Origin of the sequence: Sphingobium bisphenolivorans, assembly GCF_000412635.1 — a bacterium.
GTDB classification, from domain to species: Bacteria; Pseudomonadota; Alphaproteobacteria; order Sphingomonadales; family Sphingomonadaceae; genus Sphingobium; species Sphingobium bisphenolivorans.
On sequence record NZ_ASTG01000002.1, the window covers coordinates 61727 to 81269 of the forward strand.

The window sequence follows — 19543 nt, forward strand, 5'->3', positions numbered from 1 at the left end:
GCAACCCGCCCCGACCCTGCGGCGAACAACATGCGGCTAAGAAGTGATTAACCAATGGCCTCTATGACTGAGCAACCAGGTAAGCTGATTTTTCGAGGTTTCGCCGCTCATGACTTCCGCCGCCGCATATAAGAGCAATCTGGCCGAATTGATGAAGGAAGCCGATCCGCACGGCGACGTGGCAAGGGGGATGCGCGAGATCCGCGAGTTGATCGGGGACGGGGCCACGATCGTCGCGCGCACCTTCTTCGATGCCTATATGGAGGAGACGGGCCTGCGCTCCCGGCTCAACCCTTCGACTCTCGCCAAGGTGGAAACCGAGGCGCATGAATATGTGCGCCAGAAGCTCAGCCATTATGAGGCGGCCGAATGGGCGAATAGCGCCACCGCCTGCGTGCGGCACGCCCGCAGCCACGGCTTTTCCGCGACATCGGTGCTGCGGCCGGTCGCAACCGCGAACCAGAAGCTGCTGGATTTGGTCTGGGAACGTGCCGCCGATGAACCAACGCGGCAGAGGCTCATCAAGCTCCTGATGCAAGTCGGCATGGCCGATGCCGGACTGATGGCGAACGTCACCGCAATGGATGAAGCCGAAGCGCAGCGCAGCGAACGCCAGCAGTTCGGACAAATGTTCGAACAACGGATCATGGGCGAGATCGACAGCGCCTCGCAACTGGGCGAATCGCTGCGGGAACAGGCCAAGGACGCGTCTGCCGCCACCCGTGGCATGCTCGGCAAGGCGTCGGAAGTCGCCGCCGCCGCCGAACAGTCCGCCCTCGCGATGCGTGAAGCCGCCCGCACTTCCGCAGGCCTCATCCGCGCGATCGAGGACGCACGCACCGAAGTGGAAACCGCGGCCGACGTGGCCCAGCGCGCTGCGCGCCAGTCCGGCGACGCCGTCGCCATGTCCACTACCCTTTCGGACCATGCCAAGTCGATCGAGTCGATCCTTGGCCTGATCCGCGACATCGCCGGGCAAACCAACCTGCTGGCTCTGAACGCAACGATCGAGGCGGCGCGCGCCGGCGACGCCGGACGGGGCTTCGCGGTCGTCGCGCAGGAGGTGAAAAGCCTCGCCAACCAGACCGCCCGCGCCACCGACGAGATTGCCGGGCGCATCGCCGACATCCAAGCATCTACCCGCCTGTCGGTCGAAACCAACGAACGCATCCGCGATACGGTAGGGGAAGTCCAATCGAGTGCGGAACGCATCCGCCACGCGATGGACGCGCAGGCGCAGACCGTCACGATGATTACCGCCGCCGTCGATGAAACCGCACTCGCGGCGGACTCCATGTCTTCGACCATCTCGGCGATCCGACAGGATACCGAAGTCGTCGCGTCGGAAATCGACCAGCTGGAACGTGGGTTCATGAGCGTCGAGGGCAAGCTCACCAGCCTGCGCCACGCGTCGTCCGACTTCGGCAAGCAGGTGGCTTGAGGAGGTAAGACGCGCTTCCCCTCGCCTGCGCAAGGGGTTAAAGGGCGGCGTCATGAACGATGCCGCTACTCCGCTCGGCCAGAGCTGGAAAGTCACCCTTCCCTGCACCCGCGCCGAAGCGGAGGCGCTGGACGGGGACATCGCCGCCTTCGCACTGATGGATCGCCCGCCGGTGCTGATGACCAGCGAAGCAGAACCCGACAATGAGGACAGCTGGCGGCTGGATGCCTATTTCGAGGGGCAGCCCAGCCCGACGGCGGTCAAGCTGCTTCGCTCGCTAGTCCCCAGCGCCGCCGGCATCACGCCGCAGATCGAGCAGCTGCCCGATGAGGATTGGGTGACGCTGAGCCAGCAGGGACTGGAACCGGTCACCGCCGGCCGTTTCCATGTGCGCAACCTCCCAGCCGACCCGGAGCAGGCTGGCCATGTCAATTTCCTCATTGAGGCCAGCCGCGCCTTCGGGACTGGACAGCATGAGACGACGGCGGGCTGTCTCGCCATGCTGGACCGCATGCGCCGCGTCGGCATGCGGTTCGGCAATGTCGCGGATATCGGCACGGGAACGGGACTGCTCGCCTTCGCCGCGCTCCACCTCTGGCCGCGCGCCTATGCGACAGCCTCTGACATCGATCCCGTCGCCGTCGAAATCAGTGCGCAGAATGCCGCCGCCAACCGCATCACCCTTGGCAAGGGTCAGGGGCAGCTGGCGCTTTATACCGCAGCGGGCGTGGATCACCCGGCCATCGCCGCCCGCGCGCCTTATGACCTGCTGATCGCCAACATCCTGGCCGGGCCGCTGATCGAACTCGCCCCCTCGCTTTGCGCGCGGATCGAGGAAGGCGGCACGATCGTCCTTGCCGGACTGCTGAAGGAACAGGCCGACGGGGTGCTCGCCGCCTATCGCGCACAAGGCATGCGCCTTGCCGAAAGGGCGGACCGAGGCGATTGGCCGACCCTGCGCCTGCGCAAGCGCCCGAAGATCGGATGGAAGCGCCCGCGACGGATCGACGGCACGGCGCGCGGCGAAGCGCCCGGCTTCGGCAGCCTTTGACTTGGCCTTGCCCTGCTCTCACCAGAAGGATCAGCCCATGACCATCACCCGCCAAGTCATCGTTCATGAGGGCCCCGGAGGCACTTTCGAGAGCATGGCCGTCCTGGACGACCGCGCGAGCGCGCCCCGACCCGGCATCCTGCTCTTCCCCAATGTGCTGGGCACCAAGGAGGCGGACTTCGCCTATGCGGAAAAGCTTGCCGCGTTGGGCTATACGGTGCTCGTCGCCGACGTCTTTGGGCAGGGCAAGCGCACAACCCGCGCGGACGCGGATTTCGGCCGCTACATGGCTGAGCTGAACGCCGACAGGGAGCTGCTGCGCGAGCGGGTGCACACCGTCCATGCCGTGCTGAAGTCGCTTGACGAGGTGGATGCGGATCGCACCGCCGCGATCGGCTTCTGCTTCGGCGGGAAATGCGTACTCGATCTGGCACGTTCAGGCGCTGACATTGCCGGCGGCGTCAGCTTCCATGGGGTCTATGACGCCCCTCCTTTCGAAAACGCGCGAATCACCGCCAAGCTGCTGGTCTGCCACGGCTGGGATGACCCGATCGCTCCGCCCGAAGCCACCGTCGCTCTAGCAACTGAACTTACCGAGGCGGGCTGCGACTGGCAGATTCACGCCTACGGCCACACCGGCCACGCTTTCACCGACCACGACGCGAACATGCCGGACATGGGGCTCGCCTACAACCATGCCGCGGATCAGCGCAGCTTCCGCGCGATGACGGATTTCCTCGGCGAGATTTTCTGAAGGCACCCTCTCCGTCATCCCAGCTTTCGTCGGGGATGGCGGCTGTTACTTCAAACTTCGTCGATCATCTCCGCCAGCACTGCCAGGCAATCCTTCGCCAACTGGATCGAACGGGCGGGCGACCAGCCGAAATCGGCGTCGGGCAGGTCGTCATTATCCTTGAACGGCATCTCCAGCGTCATCGCGACCGCACCAAACCGCTCCGCGAGCTGGTTGGTCGACATCGACAGGTTCGCCTTGCCCTCGCCCGCTAAGGGATAGCCCTTCTTCGTCTGGAAATCGGGTGTCCGCGCGGCGAGCGTATCGCGGTAGCGGTGGTAGAGCGCCAGTTGCCGCTCCGTAATGGAGGGAATGCCTTCGAAGCCGGCGAGGAACACGGCCGCGATTGCTTCATCGCCATGCACGTCCATCGCGAAGTCGACGCCGGTCTGCTCCATCGCCGCGCGGATGTGGAAAACCTCCGGGCTGCGCTCCGTCGATGGCTCATGCCATTCGCGATTGAGGTTGATGCCCGCCGCATTGGTGCGCAGATGGCCCCGGCGGCTGCCGTCGGGGTTCATGTTGGGCACGATGTGGAACGTCGCCCGCGCCCGCAGCAGCCGCGCCACGGCATCTTCCTCGTCGCAGAGCCGCTCCAGCGCGCCCTCCATCCACCATTCGGCCATGCTTTCGCCGGGATGCTGGCGCGCGTAGAGCCAGACCTTCTTCGGCCCATCCCCCAGCACCAGAAGGTCGAGCGGCTGCCCGTCGAGCGTCAGCCCCAGCTCGCGATGCTCGACGCCCGGCTGGCTCGCGGCCCAGGCAACCAGATCATGGTGCCGCTCCATCGAGTAAGGCGCGAAATAGGCGAGCCACACAGCATTGCTGTCAGGCGACAGGCGGATCGTCAACGTACCGTCGGCATAGCCGGTGTCGGCGAGCAGCCAGTTCTCCCGATCCTCGCTGTAGCGCGCCTTGTAGCCCGGCCAGCCATCAGGATAGGCCGATGTGCCGCAATTGGTGATCGCCAGCTCCACCTCACGGCCTGCGACACCGGCGACGCGGAAGTGGAACCACTGATAGAATTCGCTCTGCCGGTCGCGCACGATCTCCAACTCGGCGCGGACCCCAGCGGGGGTATCGGTGATGGAGAGGACGCTGATATTGCCGCTGTCGAAGGCGCTTGTGATCGAGATGGTCATTTGACGGTTATAGTGCGCCCGGATTCCCCCGGATAGCCCCCGATCAGCGCGGATGCGAGCTTCTGCGCGGAGACGCCAGGCTGGGCCGCGGGCGATCCCTCCCGCGCCTGGGTCATCGCGCGGCCTTCCCAGATCGTGGTCGAATCGGATCGGCGACGCAGCTGCACCTGCAATTCGGTATAAACGACTCCTTTGGGCTTGCCCGACAGGTTGATCCCCAGACCAAGGCCCACGCCCGAGAAGCCGCCGCTGCCGACCCCTCCACCTACGCCAACGCTCACAGGGCCGCGCCGGGTATCATAAGCGGGATCGCGGAAAGAGCGGCTGAAACCCACCAGCGCGATATAGTCGCTCCCGGCGGCGGGGGCGGAGGTGAAGCCCGCGCGCTGCAATTCCTGCTCCACGGCCGCCGCATAGGTACGAAATTCCAGCCCGACATCAGGATTGCCGGGCATTTCCTGCACCACGACCGTGCCGCTGCGGGCCGGATTGTCGATGTGGAAGCGGGTTACCTCGACAGGCGGAACCGCGGTCGCACAGGCGCCGAGCGACAGGGCGAGGAGCGAAGGAAGAATGATCTGCTTCAACATGGACGCTTATCTCCGAAGATGATGTCCTCTACACGACGCGGCTACGGGATTTCCCTCTAACGCTTGAAACCGCTCCTTCGCTGCATACCGGATCAACGACATGAAAAGCCACGGCGCAGACCCTTGACTTTGGGGCGCCCCGCCCATAGGGGCTGCGCTTCGATTTTCGATCACAAGATTTCAAGGGCCGACCATGAAGATCCGTAATTCGCTCAAGTCGCTCAAGGGCCGTCACCGGGACAACCGCGTGATCCGTCGTCGCGGCCGCACCTACGTCATCAACAAGACCAACCGCCGGTTCAAGGCTCGCCAGGGCTGACCAATGACGGAGGTTGCCGCCGTCATCTTCGACGTCGGCAATGTCCTCTATCATTGGAACCCTCGGGTTCTGTACGAGCGCCTGATCGATGATGATCGGGCGCTCGACGCGTTTCTGCGCGACGTCGTGACGCCGGAATGGCATTTCCAGCATGATGCGGGACGCCCTTTCGCGGAAACCAGTGCTGAGCTGATTGCCCGCCATCCCGAACATGCCGCACTGATACGACATTGGGGCGACAATTTCATCGACAGCGTCGCCCCGGCGATCTCGGGCATGCCGCAGCTGGTGCGCGATCTGCATGAGGCCGACGTGCCGCTCTACGCCATCACCAATTTCAGCGCGGAATTCTGGCCGCTATTCCATGCCCGGGAGCGGGCGCTTTTCGCACCCTTCCGCGACATCGTCGTCTCGGGCGCCGAAGGGCTGGTGAAGCCCGACAGCGCCATCTACCAGCTCGCCCTCGATCGATTCGGCATTCTCCCGAGCCAGGCGCTGTTCGTGGACGACCGGCCCGAGAATATCGCTGCGGCTGAGGCGGCGGGCATGCGCGGCCATCTCTTCATCGACGCGGCGGCGCTGCGCCGGGACCTGGCCGCGCGGGGACTGCTTACGCCCCGTCCCGTCCCCTGAGTTCATCCCCGCGAATCGCGGTGACGTGCAGCACGTTGGTCGATCCGGGCGTGCCGAATGGCACGCCCGCCAGAACCACGATCTTGCCGCCCTTCTCGGTCATATTGTGGCGCAGCGCCATGCGGCGGGCTTTGCCGATCATTTCCTCGAAATTGCCGACATCCTTCGTCCGCACCGCATGCACACCCCAGGTGAGGCCGAGTTTACGCGCGGTGTCGGTGCGCGGCGTCAGCGCCAGAATCGCGGTCATCGGCCGCTCGCGCGCGACGCGGCGCACCGTGCTGCCCGATAAGGTGAAGCAGGTGATCGCGCTTGCGCCGACCACGGACACGATCCCGGCTGCGCCTTCTGCGAGAGCGTCGGCGGTCGTTGCGTCCGGCTTGGTTTCGGTGAAATGCAGCCGCGCAAAATAGCCGGGATCGCGCTCCACGCTGTGGGCGATGCTGTCCATCATCGTCACTGCCTCGACGGGCCAGTCGCCCGCCGCCGTCTCTGCCGACAGCATGATCGCATCGGCGCCGTCATAGACTGCCGTCGCCACGTCCGACACCTCAGCGCGGGTCGGCGTGGGCGCCTTGATCATCGATTCGAGCATCTGCGTCGCCACCACCACGGGCCGCCCCATGCGGCGCGCGGTGGCCACGATCTGCTTCTGCAACGGCGGCACCGCCTGCGGCGGCAGTTCCACCCCCAGATCGCCGCGCGCGACCATCACGCCATCGGCCAGTTCGATAATCTCCTCCAGCCGCTGCACGGCGGAGGGCTTCTCGATCTTCGCCATCAGCGCGCCATGGCCGCCCATCAGCTTGCGCGCCTCCGCCAGATCCTCGGGCCGCTGCACGAAGCTGAGCGCGATCCAGTCGCAGCCCTGTTCGACCGCGAAGCTGAGGTCGCGCCGGTCCTTTTCGGTCAGGGCCGGCACGGGCACCACGACGTCGGGCACATTGACGCCCTTGCGGTTGGACAGCGTGCCGCCCACCTCGACCACCGTGTCGATGCGGCTGTCCGTCACCGCCTTGACGCGCAGCACCAGCTTGCCATCGTCCAGCAGCAGCCGCGTATCGGGCAGCAACGCCCGATAGATTTCCGGATGCGGCAGGTTGACGCGCTGCGCGTCGCCGGGCGCCGGGTCATTGTCGAGTATGAAGGCGGCGCCCGTCTCCAGCACGGCAAGCCCGCTGGCGAAGGTTCCGACGCGAAGCTTCGGCCCCTGAAGATCGCCCAGGATCGTCGTCGGCCGGCTGAATTCCTTTTCCAGCGCGCGGATGGCGGCGATGCGCGCGGCATGATCCTCATGCGCGCCGTGGCTCATGTTGATGCGGAAGGCGTCTGCCCCTGCCACGAAGAGCGCCCGGATCATCTCCGGGCTGTCGCTCGCAGGGCCAAGGGTCGCCAAGATACGGACCTTGCGCGTGCGGGGCGGTAATCTCATCATTCTGTTCAAGCTCCTGACCGTCATGGTCGCCGCTGATTTGCCAGGGCGCGATTTTCGATTATCCGTGCTGCACGACAGGATTATGTAGACAGCGAAAGGGCTTCGCCGTGACCGACACCATACTCAACGACGTCGTTGCCGCAACCGCCTTCCGACGCTTGGTGGCTCATTTGCAGCATCGCACCGACGTTCAGAATATCGATCTCATGGGCACGGCGGGTTTCTGCCGCAACTGCCTGGCCGACTGGATCGCCGAAGCGGACGGCGCGATGAGCAAGGATCAGGCGCGCGAGATCATCCACGGCATGCCCTTTGCCGAATGGAAGGCACGCCACCAGAGCGACGCGACGCCGGAACAGATCGCGCGGATGCAGGAGAGTGTGGCGAAGAACGCCGATACTCATTAGGAGCGTCCGCCAACCGATTCACACATTACCGGAGACTTGAAGGAATGAGCGAGGGCAACGTCGCCGCAGATCAGCTACGCCTGCTGATCGAGCGCATCGAACGGCTTGAGGAAGAAAAGAAGGGGATCGGCGACGACATCAAGGACGTCTATCTGGAAGCCAAGGCGACCGGTTACGACGCCAAGATCATGCGCCAGATCATTCGCTTGCGGAAGATGCCGGCGCACGACCGGCAGGAGATGGAGGCCATTCTCCAGACCTACCTCGCTGCGTTGGGCATGGAATAAGCCGCGTTTCCTTGACTCCGCTCCCGATGCGCCTGACCAATATGGGCCGGCGTATCGGGACCGCTCTGAGGCGCCTTGCCAACCTCTGTCAGGGATCATGACCATGTCCGAGATCATCGTCAGCACCACCAGCCGTCTGGAAGGGCGACCCGCGAAGGAATATCTCGGCATCGTCACCGGCGAGGTGATCGTCGGGGCCAACCTGTTCCGCGACCTGTTCGCCAGCGTGCGCGACATCGTCGGCGGCCGTTCGGGCGCTTATGAGGATGTGCTGCAACGCGCGCGGGAGCAGGCGATCGGGGAGATGCGAATGCGCGCGGCGACGCTGGGCGCAAATGCGGTGGTGGGCGTCGATCTCGACTATGAGGTGCTCGGCGCCAACGGCTCCATGCTCATGGTGTCGGCATCGGGCACGGCGATCCTCGTCTGACGTTGCGCATCCACGGCGTGCTCGCTAGAGAGCGCGCTTCGGACAAACAGACAGTTTAGGAGCAGGCCGTGGCCGGCCATAGCAAATTCAAGAACATCATGCATCGCAAGGGCGCGCAGGACAAGAAGCGCTCCTCGATGTTCTCCAAGCTCAGCCGCGAAATCACCGTGGCGGCGAAGATGGGCATGCCCGATCCGGACATGAACCCGCGCCTGCGCCTGGCGGTCAACGCGGCCAAGGCGCAGTCGATGCCCAAGGACAACATCCAGCGCGCGATCGACAAGGCGATCGGCGGCGACACGGAAAATTACGAGGAAATCCGCTATGAGGGCTATGGCCCCGGCGGCGTCGCCATCATCGTCGAGGCGCTGACCGACAACCGCAACCGCACCGCGACCAACGTGCGCACGGCTTTCTCCAAGAATGGCGGCAATCTCGGCGCGTCGGGTGCGGTGAGCCATGGCTTCGACCGCATGGGCCTCATCACCTATCCGGCGAGCGCCGGCGATGCGGACTTGGTATTCGAAGCGGCGCTGGAAGCGGGCGCGGACGATGTCTCCTCGAACGACGACGAACATGAAATCTGGACCGCCATGGACGCGCTTCACGAAGTCGCCAGGGCGCTGGAAGCCAAGCTCGGCCCGGCAGAAGGCGCCAAGCTCGCCTGGAAGCCGCAGACCACGGTAGAGGTGGACGAAAGCAACGCCGCGACGCTGATGAAGCTGGTCGATACGCTGGAAGAGGATGACGACGTCCAGACCGTCTGGGGCAATTATGAAGTCTCCGACGAGGTCATGGAGAAGCTGGGCTAATCGCATCGAGTCCGTTCGTGTCGAGCGAAGTCGAGACACGGTAGCGCAACCGCTTCTCGACTTCGCTCGAAGCGAACGGAGGTCCATCCATGATCATCCTCGGCCTTGACCCCGGCCTCGGCACGACTGGCTGGGGCCTGATCGCCGCCGACGGCAATCGACTGACCCACATCGCCAATGGCCAGATCAAGACCGATTCCGACATGGCGCTGGCAAGCCGGCTGCTGGTGCTGGATCTGGCGCTCACCGACCTGATCCTCGAACATCAGCCGAGCGGTGCGGCCGTCGAGGAGGTTTTCGTCAACGTAAACCCGCAGTCCACCCTGAAGCTGGGGCAAGCGCGTGGCGTCGTGCTGCTGGCGGCGTCGCGCTCAGGCATGGAAGTCGGCGAATATGCCGCCCGGCTCGTCAAGAAATCCGTCGTTGGCGTGGGCAACGCGTCCAAGGATCAGGTCCATGCGATGGTCGCACGGCTGCTGCCGGGGGCGAAGGTCGTCGGGCCAGATGCGTCGGATGCGCTGGCGGTCGCCATCACCCATGCGCATCATCTGGCGAGTGCCCGGCGCGTCCCGCGCAAATAAAGCTTTGAAATAGCGGCAATTCACTCCGAAGTTCACAGTGTATGCGCGCGCGTGCCTGAGCGCGCGTGTGCGAGGACTCGATCTATCCACTTTTCAAAGAGGATGGCGGGATAGGCTGGTGGCCGCGAAATAGGACAGGGCCAAATCGCGCTTTGGTGGGAATGTAGGATGTTTTTTTGGCAAGCCTGTGGCCGTTGGGTGACGCTGCGCGTTAGCAGGACGGATGACGCGATGGGCCTCGCTGCCCCTCCCTTGAGGGAGAGGGAGGAGGTTAGCGAAGCCGGCTTCCCGCTGTCCCTACTGCCAGTCGAAGGTGAGCGGCGCCTCGCGGAAGGCGAAGCGGTCGAGATGGTCGGCAACGACTTGCTTGAACCGTTCGACATCCGCGCCCTCCGTTGGCTCGATCGTGAGGGTCAGCGCTTCCGCACCCGCCGTCATGCGGATCGGCCCCATCGGAAAGGCAATGCTGCCCTGGCTCGCGTCGAAGCTCGTCTCGAACTTATGGCTCCAATGCTTGCAGAGCTGCTGGAGATAGCGGCTGCCGTTCGTGGTCGGCACATGAGCGGTCAGGGTCATGGGGTTACAGCCTCTCAATCTTGGTCGCAGCCTCGTCGATTAGCGACGCGACATCGAACATGGTCTGGGCATCGGCCCCTTCCTTTTCAAGCCGCGCCCGGACCGCCATGGACAGATTATGCATGGCCCGCCGGATCGGGGCACCGTCGGTACGCTCGGCCCGCTTTGCCAGTGAAGCCAGCCGCTCCAGCGCTTCCGCCGCAGCGGCTGTATTGGTGGAGAGATGAGCGCTCCCCGCCTCGGTGATGGCAAACAGCTTGCGGCTGCCCTTGCCCGGTTGCTCGGCGATCAGACCCATGTCGGCAAGCAGCGTCAGTGTCGGGTAGACGACGCCAGGACTGGGCGCATAGGCCTCTGCCGACAGGCCCTCGATCTCGCGGATAAGGTCATAGCCGTGGCGCGGACTGTCCGCGATCAATTTCAGCAGGATGAGTTTCAGCGCGTCATTGGTGAAGAGCCGCCGGCGACCGCCGCCGCGCCCTCCCCTTCCGCCGGAGGGCCCGCCTTCGAAGCGGCCTCTGCCGAACCCGCCATGGCCGAAGCCCTCCGGACCGAAGAAGCGGTGATGGTTGCGGCCGTCCCGATGCGGAATATGTCCGCGTTGGGCTGAGTGGAAGTGCACGTCTGTATCTCTCAAATATTCCATGATGGATCTAGATATATCTATAACTCGCGATGTCGACCGTTGCGATATATCTTTTGTATCTGACTGACCGGAAAACGCCCTGCTCCGGCAAGCCAGAAGCGCAGTGAAGCGTTTGGACGGTTTTCCCGCCTGCACAGGAGCACGCATCTCGGCAAAGCAAAGGCCCGCCGAACCGGAGTTCGACGGGCCTTCAACATGTCAGCCAAATGTCAGCCGCCGTCAGTCCGGCTTTTTTGCCACGCTCACCAGCGCCGGGCGCAGCAGGCGGTCCTTGATCATGTAGCCGGCTTGCATCTCCACCATGACCGTGCCCGGCTCCACATCGGCGGAAGGCACTTCCATCATCGCCTGATGCTTGTTCGGGTCGAGAGGCTGACCGACCGACTCCAATTTGGAAATGCCGTTGCGGCCGAACACATTGTCCAGCTCGCGACCGGTGGCTTCAAGGCCGGCAACCAGCCCCTTGAACTTCTCATCCTCGCGCAGGTCCGCCGGGATAGCTGCTAGAGCCCGGCCGAGATTGTCCGCGACGGAGAGGATGTCACGGGCGAAGGCAGTCGCCGAATAGGCGCGGGCGTCGGCCAGCTCCTTTTCCAGCCGCCGCCGTACATTCTGCGTTTCGGCATGGGCGTAAAGGACATCCTGCTTTGCGGTCGCCAGCTCATTTTCCAGCGCCGCGATCCGTTCGGCGGCGGCGTCGCCGGCGGGCGCCGCATCCTCGGGCAGTTCGTCGACGACTTCGGTATTCTCGATATTCTGTTTTTCTTCGCTCATCTCATCAATCTCGATAGCGTCTGGGCAGTGAAGTCCACCATGGGGATCACCCGCGCATAGTTCAAGCGTGTGGGGCCGATCACCCCCACCACGCCCACGACGCGGCCGTCCCCGCCGCGATAGGGCGCGGCTATGACCGAAGAACCGGACAGGGAAAAGAGCTTGTTTTCCGAGCCGATGAAGATTTTGGTCGCGCTGCCCGCCAGCGCGCTTTCCAGCAGGCGGGAAATTTCCTGCTTGCCCTCAAGCTGTTCCAGCAGTTGGCGCACCCGCTCCAGATCGGCGGCGGTGCCGTCATCCAGCAGATGCGCCTGCCCCCGCACGATCAGCACCGGCCGATCGTCGGCATCATGCGACCAGACCGCGATGCCGCGCTCCACCAGTTCACGGGCGGCGCCCTGGAGCGCGCTGCGATCGCCATCCACTTCGCGCCGAAGCGTCTCGCCCGCTTCGCTGAGCGTCAGGCCGTGGAAGCGCGCCGACATGAAATTGGCCGCCTCGTTCAGCATCACAGGGGTGACCCCCGCCGGCAGATCGACCACGCGGTTTTCGATGGAACCGTCCTGCCCCACCAGCACCGCAAGCGCTTGCCGTTCGTTCAGCGGCACGAAGCCGAACTGCCGCATCACCGGCTCACGCTTGGGCACCATGACGATCCCCGCGCAGGCCGACAGGCCGGAAAGCGCCGCGGTCGCGGCGGAGAGCGCCTCCTCGATCGGGCCGCCCTCGGCGATCCCCGCCTCGATCGCGCGTCGTTCCTCGATAGAGGGCTCCGCCGCCTGCATCATGCCGTCCACGAACAGGCGAAGCCCGGTTTCGGTCGGCAAGCGGCCTGCCGAAGTATGGGGAGAGGCGAGCAAGCCCAGTTCCTCCAGATCCTGCATCACATTGCGGATCGAGGCGGGAGACAGGCTCAAGGAAGCAAGCTTGCTGATCGTACGCGAGCCGACGGGCAGCCCGGTGCCGAGATAACTCTCAACCACCAGCCGGAAAACGTCGCGGGCGCGCTCGTTAAGTTCGGTGATCGGGGTGACCGCCATGGCGACTATCTAGGCAAGCCCATGCCGTTGCTCAAGCCTATCCGGCCTTGGTCGGCTTCACCATCGGCGCGACGTCGAGCATTTTGGGGATAGAAGCGATCGCCGCCCGGAGCCGGCCATAGCCCGCATCCATGCAGCCCGACTGGAATTCCAGCCGAGTCGCCGGCGCATCTCCCTTGGTCCACTCGATGACATAGCCCGGCATGTCGGTGGCGAAGCGGGTGCAATTCTCCCCCTGGGCGATGCGCTTCACCGTTCCCTCCGCCGGGCGGAAGGGCGCGAGCGCGGCGCGCAGCCGGCGATATTGCGCGGTCGATACGGTGAAGCGGGTCGGCCCGGGAATCGCGGTGAACCGCTCCGGCTCGATCAGGCCCGATCCGTCAGGCGTCACGCGCAGGCTGTAGCTGGGGCAAACACCGAAACAGGGACCAGCGGAAAAGCGAATGATTTCCCCTGCCGCGACCGGCTTTTCCAGTTCCGGCTTTTCCAGCATGCTGCAGCCACTTAGCAGGCCCATCCCGGTCAAAATCATCAAAGTCTTGAGCCGCATCTGCTGTCCCACCCATGTTTCCCATGCATCCACACTGGCATGACGCCGCGTCGGACGCTAAGCCGCACTCCACTAAACGTTTCGGAGAAAAATTGAAATGCGTCCTTCCGGCCGCGCGCCCGACCAGATGCGCGATATCACCATGGAACCCGGCTTCACCATCCATGCCGAGGGCAGCTGCCTCGTCAGCTTCGGCGACACGCGCGTCCTGTGCACGGCCTCGGTCGAGGAGAAGGTGCCCCCCTTCCTGCGCGGCAAGGGATCGGGCTGGGTTACGGCCGAATATGGCATGCTGCCCCGCGCCACCCACACGCGCGGCAGCCGTGAGGCGGCCAAGGGGAAGCAGTCGGGCCGCACGCAGGAAATCCAGCGCCTCATCGGCCGCTCGCTGCGGGCCGTGGTCGACATGCAGAAGCTGGGCGAGCGGCAGATCGTCGTCGATTGCGACGTGATCCAGGCCGATGGCGGCACCCGCACCGCCGCCATTTCCGGCAGCTGGGTCGCGCTGCGTATCGCCATCGACCAGCTGATCGCTTCAGGCGCGCTCAAGGAGGACCCGATCATCCAGAAGGTCGCGGCGATCAGCTGCGGCATCTATGAAGGCACGCCGGTGCTCGACCTCGACTATGCCGAGGACAGCAATGCCGAGACGGACGCCAACCTGATCCTGACCGGCGACGGCAAGTTCGCCGAGGTGCAGGCGACCGCCGAGGGCGCCGCCTATGACGAGGAAGAACTGCTCCGCCTGCTTCGCCTCGCCCGCATCGGCTGCGCGCAGATTTTCGCGGCGCAGGACAAGGCGACCGGGCGGTAAGCGCTGTTTGACGTCACCCGGGCTTGACCCGGGGTCCCGCTTTCTCTTGATTGAGCGTGGATGAAGAAGCGGGATCCCGGCTCAAGGCCGGGATGACGAAAAGTGAAAGCCAAAGATAATAATGAGCGACGATTTCGGACAGGAACAGGCGATCCGCAAACTGGGGCCGGGCAAGCTGGTGATCGCTAGCCACAATCCGGGCAAGGTACGGGAAATTGGCGAGCTGCTGGCGCCCTATGGCATCGAGACGGTTTCGGCGGCCGAGCTTGACCTGCCCGAACCGGAAGAGACGGGCACCACCTTCATCGCCAACGCCGAGCTGAAGGCGATGCAGGCGGCGGACCTTTCCGGCCTGCCCGCGCTCTCCGACGACAGCGGCCTCTGCGTCGAGGCGCTGAACGGCGACCCTGGCATCTTTTCCGCGCGCTGGGCCGGTCCGACCAAGGATTTCGGGCTCGCCATGCAGCTTGTCTGGGACAATATGCAGGCGAAGGGACCCGATGCGGGCCATGACGCGCATTTCATCTGTGCGCTGGCGCTCGCATGGCCGGATGGTCATGTCGAAGCCTTTGAAGGGCGGGTCGATGGTACCATCACCTGGCCGCCGCGCGGCGACCGGGGTTTTGGCTATGACCCGATCTTCCAGCCCAACGGCCATGACGTCAGCTTCGGCGAGATGGACCCGGAGAAGAAACATGCGATGAGCCACCGCGCCGACGCATTCGCGCAGTTGGTGGCGGCGGTTTTCTGAGGTTTAGCTGACAAGAAACCGTGCTCCTGCGCAGGCAGGAACACCGGGTGTGTTTATCAGCCGCCGCTGGCGTAGCGCGGCGGCGCAGCCTCGTCGCGATCGAGCGGGTTGCGGCCAAAGACATTGCCCGCCGGGAAGTAGCGACAGACGAGATAATCATAGCTCTGCCCTTCGGCCAGGGCGCAGCCCACCTTGCGCGTGCCGCGCCAGATGATCTGCGTATAGTGGCCGACATCTTCCCAGCGGCCGCTGGTGCTGATGTCGGGCAGCTTGCCGGTGCGGCGGAACAGTCGGCGCTCATCAAGGAAGGCGTCGACCATTACCTGATAATCATGATGGCCCCGCGATCCCATCCACAGATTCTCGCCGCTGGGGATGGCGCGGCTGGCGCGCGGGGAGTGGCGGAAAATGTCGGTGCGGGCCATCTCCCGGGCGTAGCTGGCCGCGTCCGCCGCCAGTGCGCTGTCCCACGCCAGCGGGGCAAGACCAAGCGCCTCCCGCTCCGCATTGTGCATGCCCAGCACCACCTCGCGCATCAGGCCGTCGTTCCGTTCGGCTTCCTCCATGCCATAATAAGAGGCAGGCATGGTCGTTGGCAGCGCACGCCAGGCGGGTTCGGCCTTCCCCTGCCCCACCCCCCAGATCAGGCCGGCCGCAATTGCTAGCCGGGCAGGCCAAAGCCGTCTAAGAACGCCCCCGCTCATGTCTTCAAACCCCCTTATGCCCGCTTCGCCGTCCGCCGAACCCCTGGCTTTATATGTGCATTGGCCATTTTGCGTTTCGAAATGTCCTTATTGCGACTTTAACAGCCATGTCCGATCGGACATCGATGTGGCTGCATGGCGCGATGCGCTGCTAAAGGATCTGGCGCATGAAGCGGCGCTGAATGGCGGGCGGCGGCTTTCCTCGATCTTTTTCGGCGGGGGCACGCCTTCGCTGATGCCGCCGGCGATCGTCCAGGCACTGATCGACGCCGCGGCAAACTACTGGTCGCCGACCGAGGATATCGAGATCACGCTGGAGGCAAATCCGAGCTCGGTGGAAGCGGCGCGCTTCGCCGATCTCGCGGCAGCGGGCGTGAACCGGGTGTCGCTTGGTCTTCAGGCATTGGAGGATGAAGCGCTGCACTTCCTCGGCCGCGCGCATGATGTGCGGGAGGGGCTGGCGGCGCTCGACATCGCGCAGTCGGTATTCGCGCGCGTGAATTTTGACCTGATTTATGCCCGCCCAGTCCAAAATGAGGCCGATTGGGAGGCGGAGTTGGGACATGCGCTGTCCTTCGGCACCGATCATCTCTCGCTCTATCAGCTGACGATCGAGCCGGGCACGCGCTTCGCTACGCTCGTCGCGCAGGGCAAGCTGACGCCGGCCGATCCCGATCATGCCGCGACTCTCTATGAGCAGACGCAGGCGATGACCGCCGCCGCCGGCATCCCTGCCTATGAGATCAGCAATCATGCCCGTCCGGGGCAGCAGAGCCGGCATAACCTCGCCTACTGGCGCTATGGCGATTATGCCGGTATCGGCCCCGGCGCCCACGGCCGGCGCGGAGGGTTGGCGACGCTGCGGCATCGCAAGCCGGAAAACTGGATGGGCGCCGTCGCGCGCAACGGGCACGGGTTGCAGAGCGAGGAAGCGCTGGACCCGGCCGACCGCGCGCGCGAGGCGCTGCTGATGGGGTTGAGGCTTGCTGAAGGCGTCGATCTGGGCAGGATCGCCCGAATGTCCGGAGTGCCTGCCGCTTCGATGATCGATGAGGATGCCGTTGCGCGGCTAAGTAGGCTCGGGCTGATCGGATGGCAGGGACAGCGGCTTCACGTCGAGCCAGCAGGCATGCTGCTGCTGGACGCCATATTGCCGGAAGTGGTGGCGGTTTGAACGTGACGATGTGAACTCCGCGCCGGTCCTGCGCAGGCAGGAGCGGGCCCGGCTTCGGCAAGCGCTATATCACTCCTCACCCTCCCCCATGCCGGCGATTTCCCTGTCCAGATCGCGCAGCACATCGGCCTTGATCTTTTTTGAGATGCGCACCGCTGCCGCGATCTGGGCGCGGGCGATGATCAGCCCGTCGCGCGCAGCGCGCTCGGCCCTGGCTTCTATCTCTTCCTGACAAACGCGCACGCGGATATGGCGGCGACCCTTGTTATCGACCGTGTCGCGGCGGCTTACGTTGCGCCCCTCCTCGCAGCCATCGGCGATATCTATGCTGGGTATCCGACGAGGAATCACTCCGCCATCCCGGGCATCATGGAATTCAGCCGCGCTGGCCGGTTCTGCCGCGGCTGGAGGCTGTTCGGGCGGAGCCAAAATGGCCAACGCGGCGATGATCCAGACGCTCATGGCTCCAATCCCTTCAGGATCTTCTCAAGATCCCGACTCAGCGCACCATACTCCCTGTGGCCGACAAGCGGGTCACAAAAAAAGCGGCCCGGAAACCAGACCGCTCCTTGTCGACTATCAACGCCAGTTCAGTTGGCCGAGGCAACGCCCTGATCAGCCATCAACTGCTGCAACTCGCCGGCCTCATACATTTCCATCATGATGTCGCTGCCGCCGACAAATTCGCCCTTCACATAGAGCTGCGGAATGGTCGGCCAATCGGAGAAGGCCTTGATCCCCTGCCGCACCGCCTGGTCCTGAAGCACGTCCACCGACTCGTAAGCGACGCCGATATGGTCGAGGATCGCGATCGCGCGGCTCGAGAAGCCGCACTGCGGGAACAGCGGCGTTCCCTTCATGAAAAGCACAACGTCATTGCCGTTGACGATCTCGGCGATGCGCTGATGGACGGCGTCGGTCATTAATAGGTCCATTCCTGTCGGGCGCCGCACAAGGGCGCGATCATAGCTGGCCGTTAATTGGGTACGGCGGTGGTAAGTTGCAAGGCGTGGAGCACGCCGCCCATGCGCCCGCCAAGCGCCGCATAAACGGCGCGCTGCTGGGCGACTCGGCTGAGGCCGCGGAAACTTTCCGATACCACGCGCGCCGCATAATGATCCCCGTCGCCGGCAAGGTCGGTGATCTCGACCTGCGCGTCAGGGATAGCAGCACGGATCATCTCCGCGATTTCATCGGCGGCCATCGGCACGAAAAGCGTTCCTTGTCCTTACTGCGCTTCGATGAACATGCGGCGGGCGACCACCTGCTGCTCATCCAGCGCGGTGCGCACGCCGGCTTCATCGATATCAACGCCGGCCTGAGTCATGTCGCCGACCAGCTTGCGGATCACATCCTCGTCACCCGCTTCCTCGAAATCAGCCTGGACCACCGCCTTGGCATAAGCGTCGGTTTCCTCAGGCGTCAGACCCATCTTGGCCGCAGCCCATTCCCCCAGCAGGCGATTGCGCCGAGCCTGGATACGGAACTGCATTTCCTGATCATGGGCGAACATATTTTCAAAGGCTTTTTCACGGTCGTCGAAAGTCGTCATGCCTGTGCCCTGTAGAAAAACCGGATCCTGTGGTCCGAGATAGGTTGATCGAGACGCTTACGCAACGGCGGGGATCAGCCAAGGGCGCGCGCCTGCATCCTTGGCCTCGAACGCGCCGATCGTGTCAGCCTGCGCCAATGTCAGGCCGACCTCATCCAGCCCGCCGATCAGGCAATCCTTGCGGAACGGATCGATCTCGAACTGGAAACGGTCCTGGAACTGCGTCGTGACCGTCTGATGCTCCAGATCGACATGGATGGGATCAGTCTTCGCCACTTCCATCAGCCGGTCGACCGCTTCCTGCGGCAGCACCACGGTCAGGATGCCGTTCTTGAACGCATTGCCAGAGAAAATGTCGGAGAAGCTGGGCGCGATGACGACGCGAATGCCGAGGTCCGCGAGCGCCCAGGCGGCATGCTCGCGGCTGGAGCCGCAGCCGAAATTGTCGCCCGCGATCAGGATTGGGCTGCCCGCATATTCCGGGTCGTCGAAGACGTTGCCCGGCTCCTTGCGCAGCACCTCGAACGCGCCCTTGCCAAGGCCCGAGCGCGAGATCGTCTTGAGCCAATGCGCCGGGATGACGATGTCGGTGTCGACATTCTTCATCCCGAACGGATAGGCACGGCCATCAACTATATTCAGCTTTTCCATCAATGCGCCCGCTTGATTTCCGCTTTCGCCGTATCCGCCGCCCGGCCAAGTCCTGCTGCCATGGCAGCACTCGCCAGCGCACCCAGCGCAAGAACCCAAAATACCTTCTTCATGCGACCGCCTCCCCTTGTTTTTCGCCCATCAGTTCACGTACGTCGGTCAGATGGCCGGTGATGGCAGCGGCGGCCGCCATGACGGGCGAGACGAGATGCGTCCGCGACCCCGGTCCCTGCCGGCCCATGAAATTGCGGTTGCTGGTCGACGCGCAGCGCTCACCCGCCGGCACCTTGTCCGGGTTCATGCCAAGACAGGCCGAGCAGCCAGGTTCGCGCCATTCAAAGCCCGCTTCGGTGAAGATTCGGTCCAGCCCCTCGGCCTCGGCCTGGCGCT

Annotated in this window: 28 protein-coding genes; 13 read left to right on the forward strand and 15 right to left on the reverse strand. The window is 64.3% G+C overall.

Going from position 1 to position 19543, the window contains the following annotated elements:
* Positions 1 to 109: 109 nt before the first annotated feature.
* Genes L858_RS0102130 through L858_RS0102140 form a run of 3 tightly spaced genes read left to right on the forward strand, consistent with a single transcriptional unit; the run spans position 110 to position 3246 of the window.
* On the forward strand, positions 110 to 1441 hold the full coding sequence (locus L858_RS0102130; RefSeq protein ID WP_022681502.1) for a methyl-accepting chemotaxis protein: 1332 nt from the start codon (positions 110 to 112) through the stop codon (positions 1439 to 1441).
* A 52-nt stretch (positions 1442 to 1493) separates the two neighbouring features.
* The gene (locus L858_RS0102135; RefSeq protein ID WP_022681503.1) at positions 1494 to 2492 is read left to right on the forward strand and encodes a 50S ribosomal protein L11 methyltransferase; all 999 of its coding nucleotides are present in this window, start codon (positions 1494 to 1496) and stop codon (positions 2490 to 2492) included.
* A 37-nt stretch (positions 2493 to 2529) separates the two neighbouring features.
* Complete coding sequence (locus L858_RS0102140) at positions 2530 to 3246, forward strand: dienelactone hydrolase family protein (RefSeq protein WP_022681504.1); 717 nt, start codon at positions 2530 to 2532, stop codon at positions 3244 to 3246.
* A gap of 50 nt (positions 3247 to 3296) precedes the next feature.
* Here L858_RS0102140 and L858_RS0102145 read toward each other — a convergent pair whose 3' ends face one another.
* Together L858_RS0102145 and L858_RS0102150 are read right to left on the reverse strand one after the other, a co-directional pair.
* Positions 3297 to 4427 carry a M14 family metallopeptidase gene (locus tag L858_RS0102145; protein WP_022681505.1) on the reverse strand — a complete coding sequence of 377 codons (1131 nt, stop codon included), beginning with the start codon at positions 4425 to 4427 and terminating at the stop codon, positions 3297 to 3299.
* Positions 4424 to 5017, reverse strand: coding sequence for a DUF4136 domain-containing protein (locus tag L858_RS0102150; RefSeq protein ID WP_022681506.1), 594 nt, complete (start codon positions 5015 to 5017; stop codon positions 4424 to 4426). The genes L858_RS0102145 and L858_RS0102150 overlap by 4 nt, the downstream gene beginning before the upstream one ends.
* Positions 5018 to 5210: 193 nt before the next feature.
* Here L858_RS0102150 and ykgO point away from each other — a divergent pair, with 193 nt between their 5' ends.
* Both ykgO and L858_RS0102160 read left to right on the forward strand, forming a co-directional pair.
* The gene (gene ykgO / locus L858_RS0102155) at positions 5211 to 5336 is read left to right on the forward strand and encodes a type B 50S ribosomal protein L36 (RefSeq protein WP_004210176.1); all 126 of its coding nucleotides are present in this window, start codon (positions 5211 to 5213) and stop codon (positions 5334 to 5336) included.
* A gap of 3 nt (positions 5337 to 5339) precedes the next feature.
* Positions 5340 to 5969, forward strand: coding sequence for an HAD family hydrolase (locus L858_RS0102160; RefSeq protein WP_022681507.1), 630 nt, complete (start codon positions 5340 to 5342; stop codon positions 5967 to 5969).
* Here L858_RS0102160 and pyk read toward each other — a convergent pair.
* Positions 5947 to 7404 carry a pyruvate kinase gene (gene pyk / locus L858_RS0102165; protein ID WP_028055700.1) on the reverse strand — a complete coding sequence of 486 codons (1458 nt, stop codon included), beginning with the start codon at positions 7402 to 7404 and terminating at the stop codon, positions 5947 to 5949. The two genes, L858_RS0102160 and pyk, sit on opposite strands and share 23 nt — an antisense overlap.
* 107 nt (positions 7405 to 7511) lie before the next feature.
* On the opposite strand from pyk, the gene L858_RS0102170 reads away from it, so the two are divergent.
* The 5 genes from L858_RS0102170 (at position 7512) to ruvC (ending at position 9921) form a co-directional block, all read left to right on the forward strand.
* The gene (locus L858_RS0102170; protein ID WP_022681510.1) at positions 7512 to 7811 is read left to right on the forward strand and encodes a DUF1244 domain-containing protein; all 300 of its coding nucleotides are present in this window, start codon (positions 7512 to 7514) and stop codon (positions 7809 to 7811) included.
* Between the two features lie 44 nt (positions 7812 to 7855).
* A complete protein-coding gene (locus L858_RS0102175) occupies positions 7856 to 8098 on the forward strand; it encodes a DUF2312 domain-containing protein (RefSeq protein ID WP_022681511.1) in 243 nt (80 codons plus the stop codon).
* Positions 8099 to 8201: 103 nt separating this feature from the next.
* A complete protein-coding gene (locus L858_RS0102180; RefSeq protein WP_171899206.1) occupies positions 8202 to 8528 on the forward strand; it encodes a heavy metal-binding domain-containing protein in 327 nt (108 codons plus the stop codon).
* 68 nt (positions 8529 to 8596) lie between these two features.
* On the forward strand, positions 8597 to 9340 hold the full coding sequence (locus L858_RS0102185; RefSeq protein WP_022681513.1) for a YebC/PmpR family DNA-binding transcriptional regulator: 744 nt from the start codon (positions 8597 to 8599) through the stop codon (positions 9338 to 9340).
* 89 nt (positions 9341 to 9429) lie between these two features.
* Positions 9430 to 9921, forward strand: a complete 492-nt coding sequence (ruvC, locus tag L858_RS0102190; RefSeq protein ID WP_022681514.1) for a crossover junction endodeoxyribonuclease RuvC — start codon at positions 9430 to 9432, stop codon at positions 9919 to 9921.
* A gap of 297 nt (positions 9922 to 10218) precedes the next feature.
* Here ruvC and L858_RS0102195 read toward each other — a convergent pair whose 3' ends face one another.
* From L858_RS0102195 to L858_RS0102215, 5 genes are all read right to left on the reverse strand, one after another.
* Complete coding sequence (locus tag L858_RS0102195; protein ID WP_022681515.1) at positions 10219 to 10497, reverse strand: DUF2218 domain-containing protein; 279 nt, start codon at positions 10495 to 10497, stop codon at positions 10219 to 10221.
* Between the two features lie 4 nt (positions 10498 to 10501).
* Positions 10502 to 11119 carry a PadR family transcriptional regulator gene (locus tag L858_RS0102200; RefSeq protein WP_238564900.1) on the reverse strand — a complete coding sequence of 206 codons (618 nt, stop codon included), beginning with the start codon at positions 11117 to 11119 and terminating at the stop codon, positions 10502 to 10504.
* Positions 11120 to 11362: 243 nt separating this feature from the next.
* Positions 11363 to 11917, reverse strand: coding sequence for a nucleotide exchange factor GrpE (gene grpE / locus L858_RS0102205; protein ID WP_022681517.1), 555 nt, complete (start codon positions 11915 to 11917; stop codon positions 11363 to 11365).
* On the reverse strand, positions 11914 to 12957 hold the full coding sequence (hrcA, locus tag L858_RS0102210) for a heat-inducible transcriptional repressor HrcA (protein WP_022681518.1): 1044 nt from the start codon (positions 12955 to 12957) through the stop codon (positions 11914 to 11916). The genes grpE and hrcA overlap by 4 nt, the downstream gene beginning before the upstream one ends.
* Positions 12958 to 12994: 37 nt before the next feature.
* A complete protein-coding gene (locus L858_RS0102215) occupies positions 12995 to 13507 on the reverse strand; it encodes a DUF6438 domain-containing protein (protein WP_022681519.1) in 513 nt (170 codons plus the stop codon).
* Between the two features lie 97 nt (positions 13508 to 13604).
* Here L858_RS0102215 and rph point away from each other — a divergent pair, with 97 nt between their 5' ends.
* Positions 13605 to 14321, forward strand: a complete 717-nt coding sequence (gene rph / locus L858_RS0102220; RefSeq protein ID WP_022681520.1) for a ribonuclease PH — start codon at positions 13605 to 13607, stop codon at positions 14319 to 14321.
* 121 nt (positions 14322 to 14442) lie between these two features.
* A complete protein-coding gene (gene rdgB, locus L858_RS0102225; RefSeq protein ID WP_022681521.1) occupies positions 14443 to 15072 on the forward strand; it encodes an RdgB/HAM1 family non-canonical purine NTP pyrophosphatase in 630 nt (209 codons plus the stop codon).
* Between the two features lie 56 nt (positions 15073 to 15128).
* On the opposite strand, the gene L858_RS0102230 is transcribed toward rdgB, so the two are convergent.
* Positions 15129 to 15776, reverse strand: coding sequence for a CAP domain-containing protein (locus tag L858_RS0102230; protein WP_193742833.1), 648 nt, complete (start codon positions 15774 to 15776; stop codon positions 15129 to 15131).
* A gap of 16 nt (positions 15777 to 15792) precedes the next feature.
* On the opposite strand from L858_RS0102230, the gene hemW reads away from it, so the two are divergent.
* Positions 15793 to 16950 carry a radical SAM family heme chaperone HemW gene (hemW, locus tag L858_RS0102235; protein WP_022681523.1) on the forward strand — a complete coding sequence of 386 codons (1158 nt, stop codon included), beginning with the start codon at positions 15793 to 15795 and terminating at the stop codon, positions 16948 to 16950.
* A gap of 69 nt (positions 16951 to 17019) precedes the next feature.
* On the opposite strand, the gene L858_RS0102240 is transcribed toward hemW, so the two are convergent.
* The 6 genes from L858_RS0102240 to L858_RS0102270 form a co-directional block, all read right to left on the reverse strand.
* Positions 17020 to 17412 carry a hypothetical protein gene (locus L858_RS0102240; RefSeq protein ID WP_022681524.1) on the reverse strand — a complete coding sequence of 131 codons (393 nt, stop codon included), beginning with the start codon at positions 17410 to 17412 and terminating at the stop codon, positions 17020 to 17022.
* A gap of 128 nt (positions 17413 to 17540) precedes the next feature.
* Positions 17541 to 17873, reverse strand: a complete 333-nt coding sequence (grxD, locus tag L858_RS0102245; RefSeq protein WP_022681525.1) for a Grx4 family monothiol glutaredoxin — start codon at positions 17871 to 17873, stop codon at positions 17541 to 17543.
* Positions 17874 to 17926: 53 nt separating this feature from the next.
* Positions 17927 to 18160 (reverse strand): BolA family protein, encoded by a 234-nt coding sequence (locus tag L858_RS0102250; RefSeq protein WP_022681526.1) that lies wholly within the window; start codon positions 18158 to 18160, stop codon positions 17927 to 17929.
* Positions 18161 to 18178: 18 nt separating this feature from the next.
* A complete protein-coding gene (locus L858_RS0102255) occupies positions 18179 to 18502 on the reverse strand; it encodes a DUF1476 domain-containing protein (protein WP_022681527.1) in 324 nt (107 codons plus the stop codon).
* Between the two features lie 57 nt (positions 18503 to 18559).
* Entirely contained in the window at positions 18560 to 19153 is a 594-nt protein-coding gene (gene leuD, locus L858_RS0102260; protein WP_022681528.1) for a 3-isopropylmalate dehydratase small subunit, read from the reverse strand.
* A 109-nt stretch (positions 19154 to 19262) separates the two neighbouring features.
* Positions 19263 to 19543: aconitase family protein (locus L858_RS0102270; protein ID WP_028055704.1), on the reverse strand; the 281-nt coding region annotated here is incomplete at its 5' end.

Excerpts from the sequence above, each read along its gene's own strand:
- L858_RS0102130 (WP_022681502.1), top strand. The coding sequence starts at position 110 with ATGACTTCCGCCGCCGCATATAAGAGCAATCTGGCCGAATTGATGAAG.
- L858_RS0102135 (WP_022681503.1), top strand. The coding sequence starts at position 1,494 with ATGAACGATGCCGCTACTCCGCTCGGCCAGAGCTGGAAAGTCACCCTT.
- L858_RS0102140 (WP_022681504.1), top strand. The coding sequence starts at position 2,530 with ATGACCATCACCCGCCAAGTCATCGTTCATGAGGGCCCCGGAGGCACT.
- L858_RS0102145 (WP_022681505.1), bottom strand. The coding sequence starts at position 4,427 with ATGACCATCTCGATCACAAGCGCCTTCGACAGCGGCAATATCAGCGTC.
- L858_RS0102150 (WP_022681506.1), bottom strand. The coding sequence starts at position 5,017 with ATGTTGAAGCAGATCATTCTTCCTTCGCTCCTCGCCCTGTCGCTCGGC.
- ykgO (WP_004210176.1), top strand. The coding sequence starts at position 5,211 with ATGAAGATCCGTAATTCGCTCAAGTCGCTCAAGGGCCGTCACCGGGAC.
- L858_RS0102160 (WP_022681507.1), top strand. The coding sequence starts at position 5,340 with ATGACGGAGGTTGCCGCCGTCATCTTCGACGTCGGCAATGTCCTCTAT.
- pyk (WP_028055700.1), bottom strand. The coding sequence starts at position 7,404 with ATGATGAGATTACCGCCCCGCACGCGCAAGGTCCGTATCTTGGCGACC.
- L858_RS0102175 (WP_022681511.1), top strand. The coding sequence starts at position 7,856 with ATGAGCGAGGGCAACGTCGCCGCAGATCAGCTACGCCTGCTGATCGAG.
- L858_RS0102180 (WP_171899206.1), top strand. The coding sequence starts at position 8,202 with ATGTCCGAGATCATCGTCAGCACCACCAGCCGTCTGGAAGGGCGACCC.
- ruvC (WP_022681514.1), top strand. The coding sequence starts at position 9,430 with ATGATCATCCTCGGCCTTGACCCCGGCCTCGGCACGACTGGCTGGGGC.
- L858_RS0102195 (WP_022681515.1), bottom strand. The coding sequence starts at position 10,497 with ATGACCCTGACCGCTCATGTGCCGACCACGAACGGCAGCCGCTATCTC.
- grpE (WP_022681517.1), bottom strand. The coding sequence starts at position 11,917 with ATGAGCGAAGAAAAACAGAATATCGAGAATACCGAAGTCGTCGACGAA.
- hrcA (WP_022681518.1), bottom strand. The coding sequence starts at position 12,957 with ATGGCGGTCACCCCGATCACCGAACTTAACGAGCGCGCCCGCGACGTT.
- L858_RS0102215 (WP_022681519.1), bottom strand. The coding sequence starts at position 13,507 with ATGCGGCTCAAGACTTTGATGATTTTGACCGGGATGGGCCTGCTAAGT.
- rph (WP_022681520.1), top strand. The coding sequence starts at position 13,605 with ATGCGTCCTTCCGGCCGCGCGCCCGACCAGATGCGCGATATCACCATG.
- rdgB (WP_022681521.1), top strand. The coding sequence starts at position 14,443 with ATGAGCGACGATTTCGGACAGGAACAGGCGATCCGCAAACTGGGGCCG.
- L858_RS0102230 (WP_193742833.1), bottom strand. The coding sequence starts at position 15,776 with ATGAGCGGGGGCGTTCTTAGACGGCTTTGGCCTGCCCGGCTAGCAATT.
- hemW (WP_022681523.1), top strand. The coding sequence starts at position 15,793 with ATGCCCGCTTCGCCGTCCGCCGAACCCCTGGCTTTATATGTGCATTGG.
- L858_RS0102240 (WP_022681524.1), bottom strand. The coding sequence starts at position 17,412 with ATGAGCGTCTGGATCATCGCCGCGTTGGCCATTTTGGCTCCGCCCGAA.
- grxD (WP_022681525.1), bottom strand. The coding sequence starts at position 17,873 with ATGACCGACGCCGTCCATCAGCGCATCGCCGAGATCGTCAACGGCAAT.
- L858_RS0102255 (WP_022681527.1), bottom strand. The coding sequence starts at position 18,502 with ATGACGACTTTCGACGACCGTGAAAAAGCCTTTGAAAATATGTTCGCC.
- leuD (WP_022681528.1), bottom strand. The coding sequence starts at position 19,153 with ATGGAAAAGCTGAATATAGTTGATGGCCGTGCCTATCCGTTCGGGATG.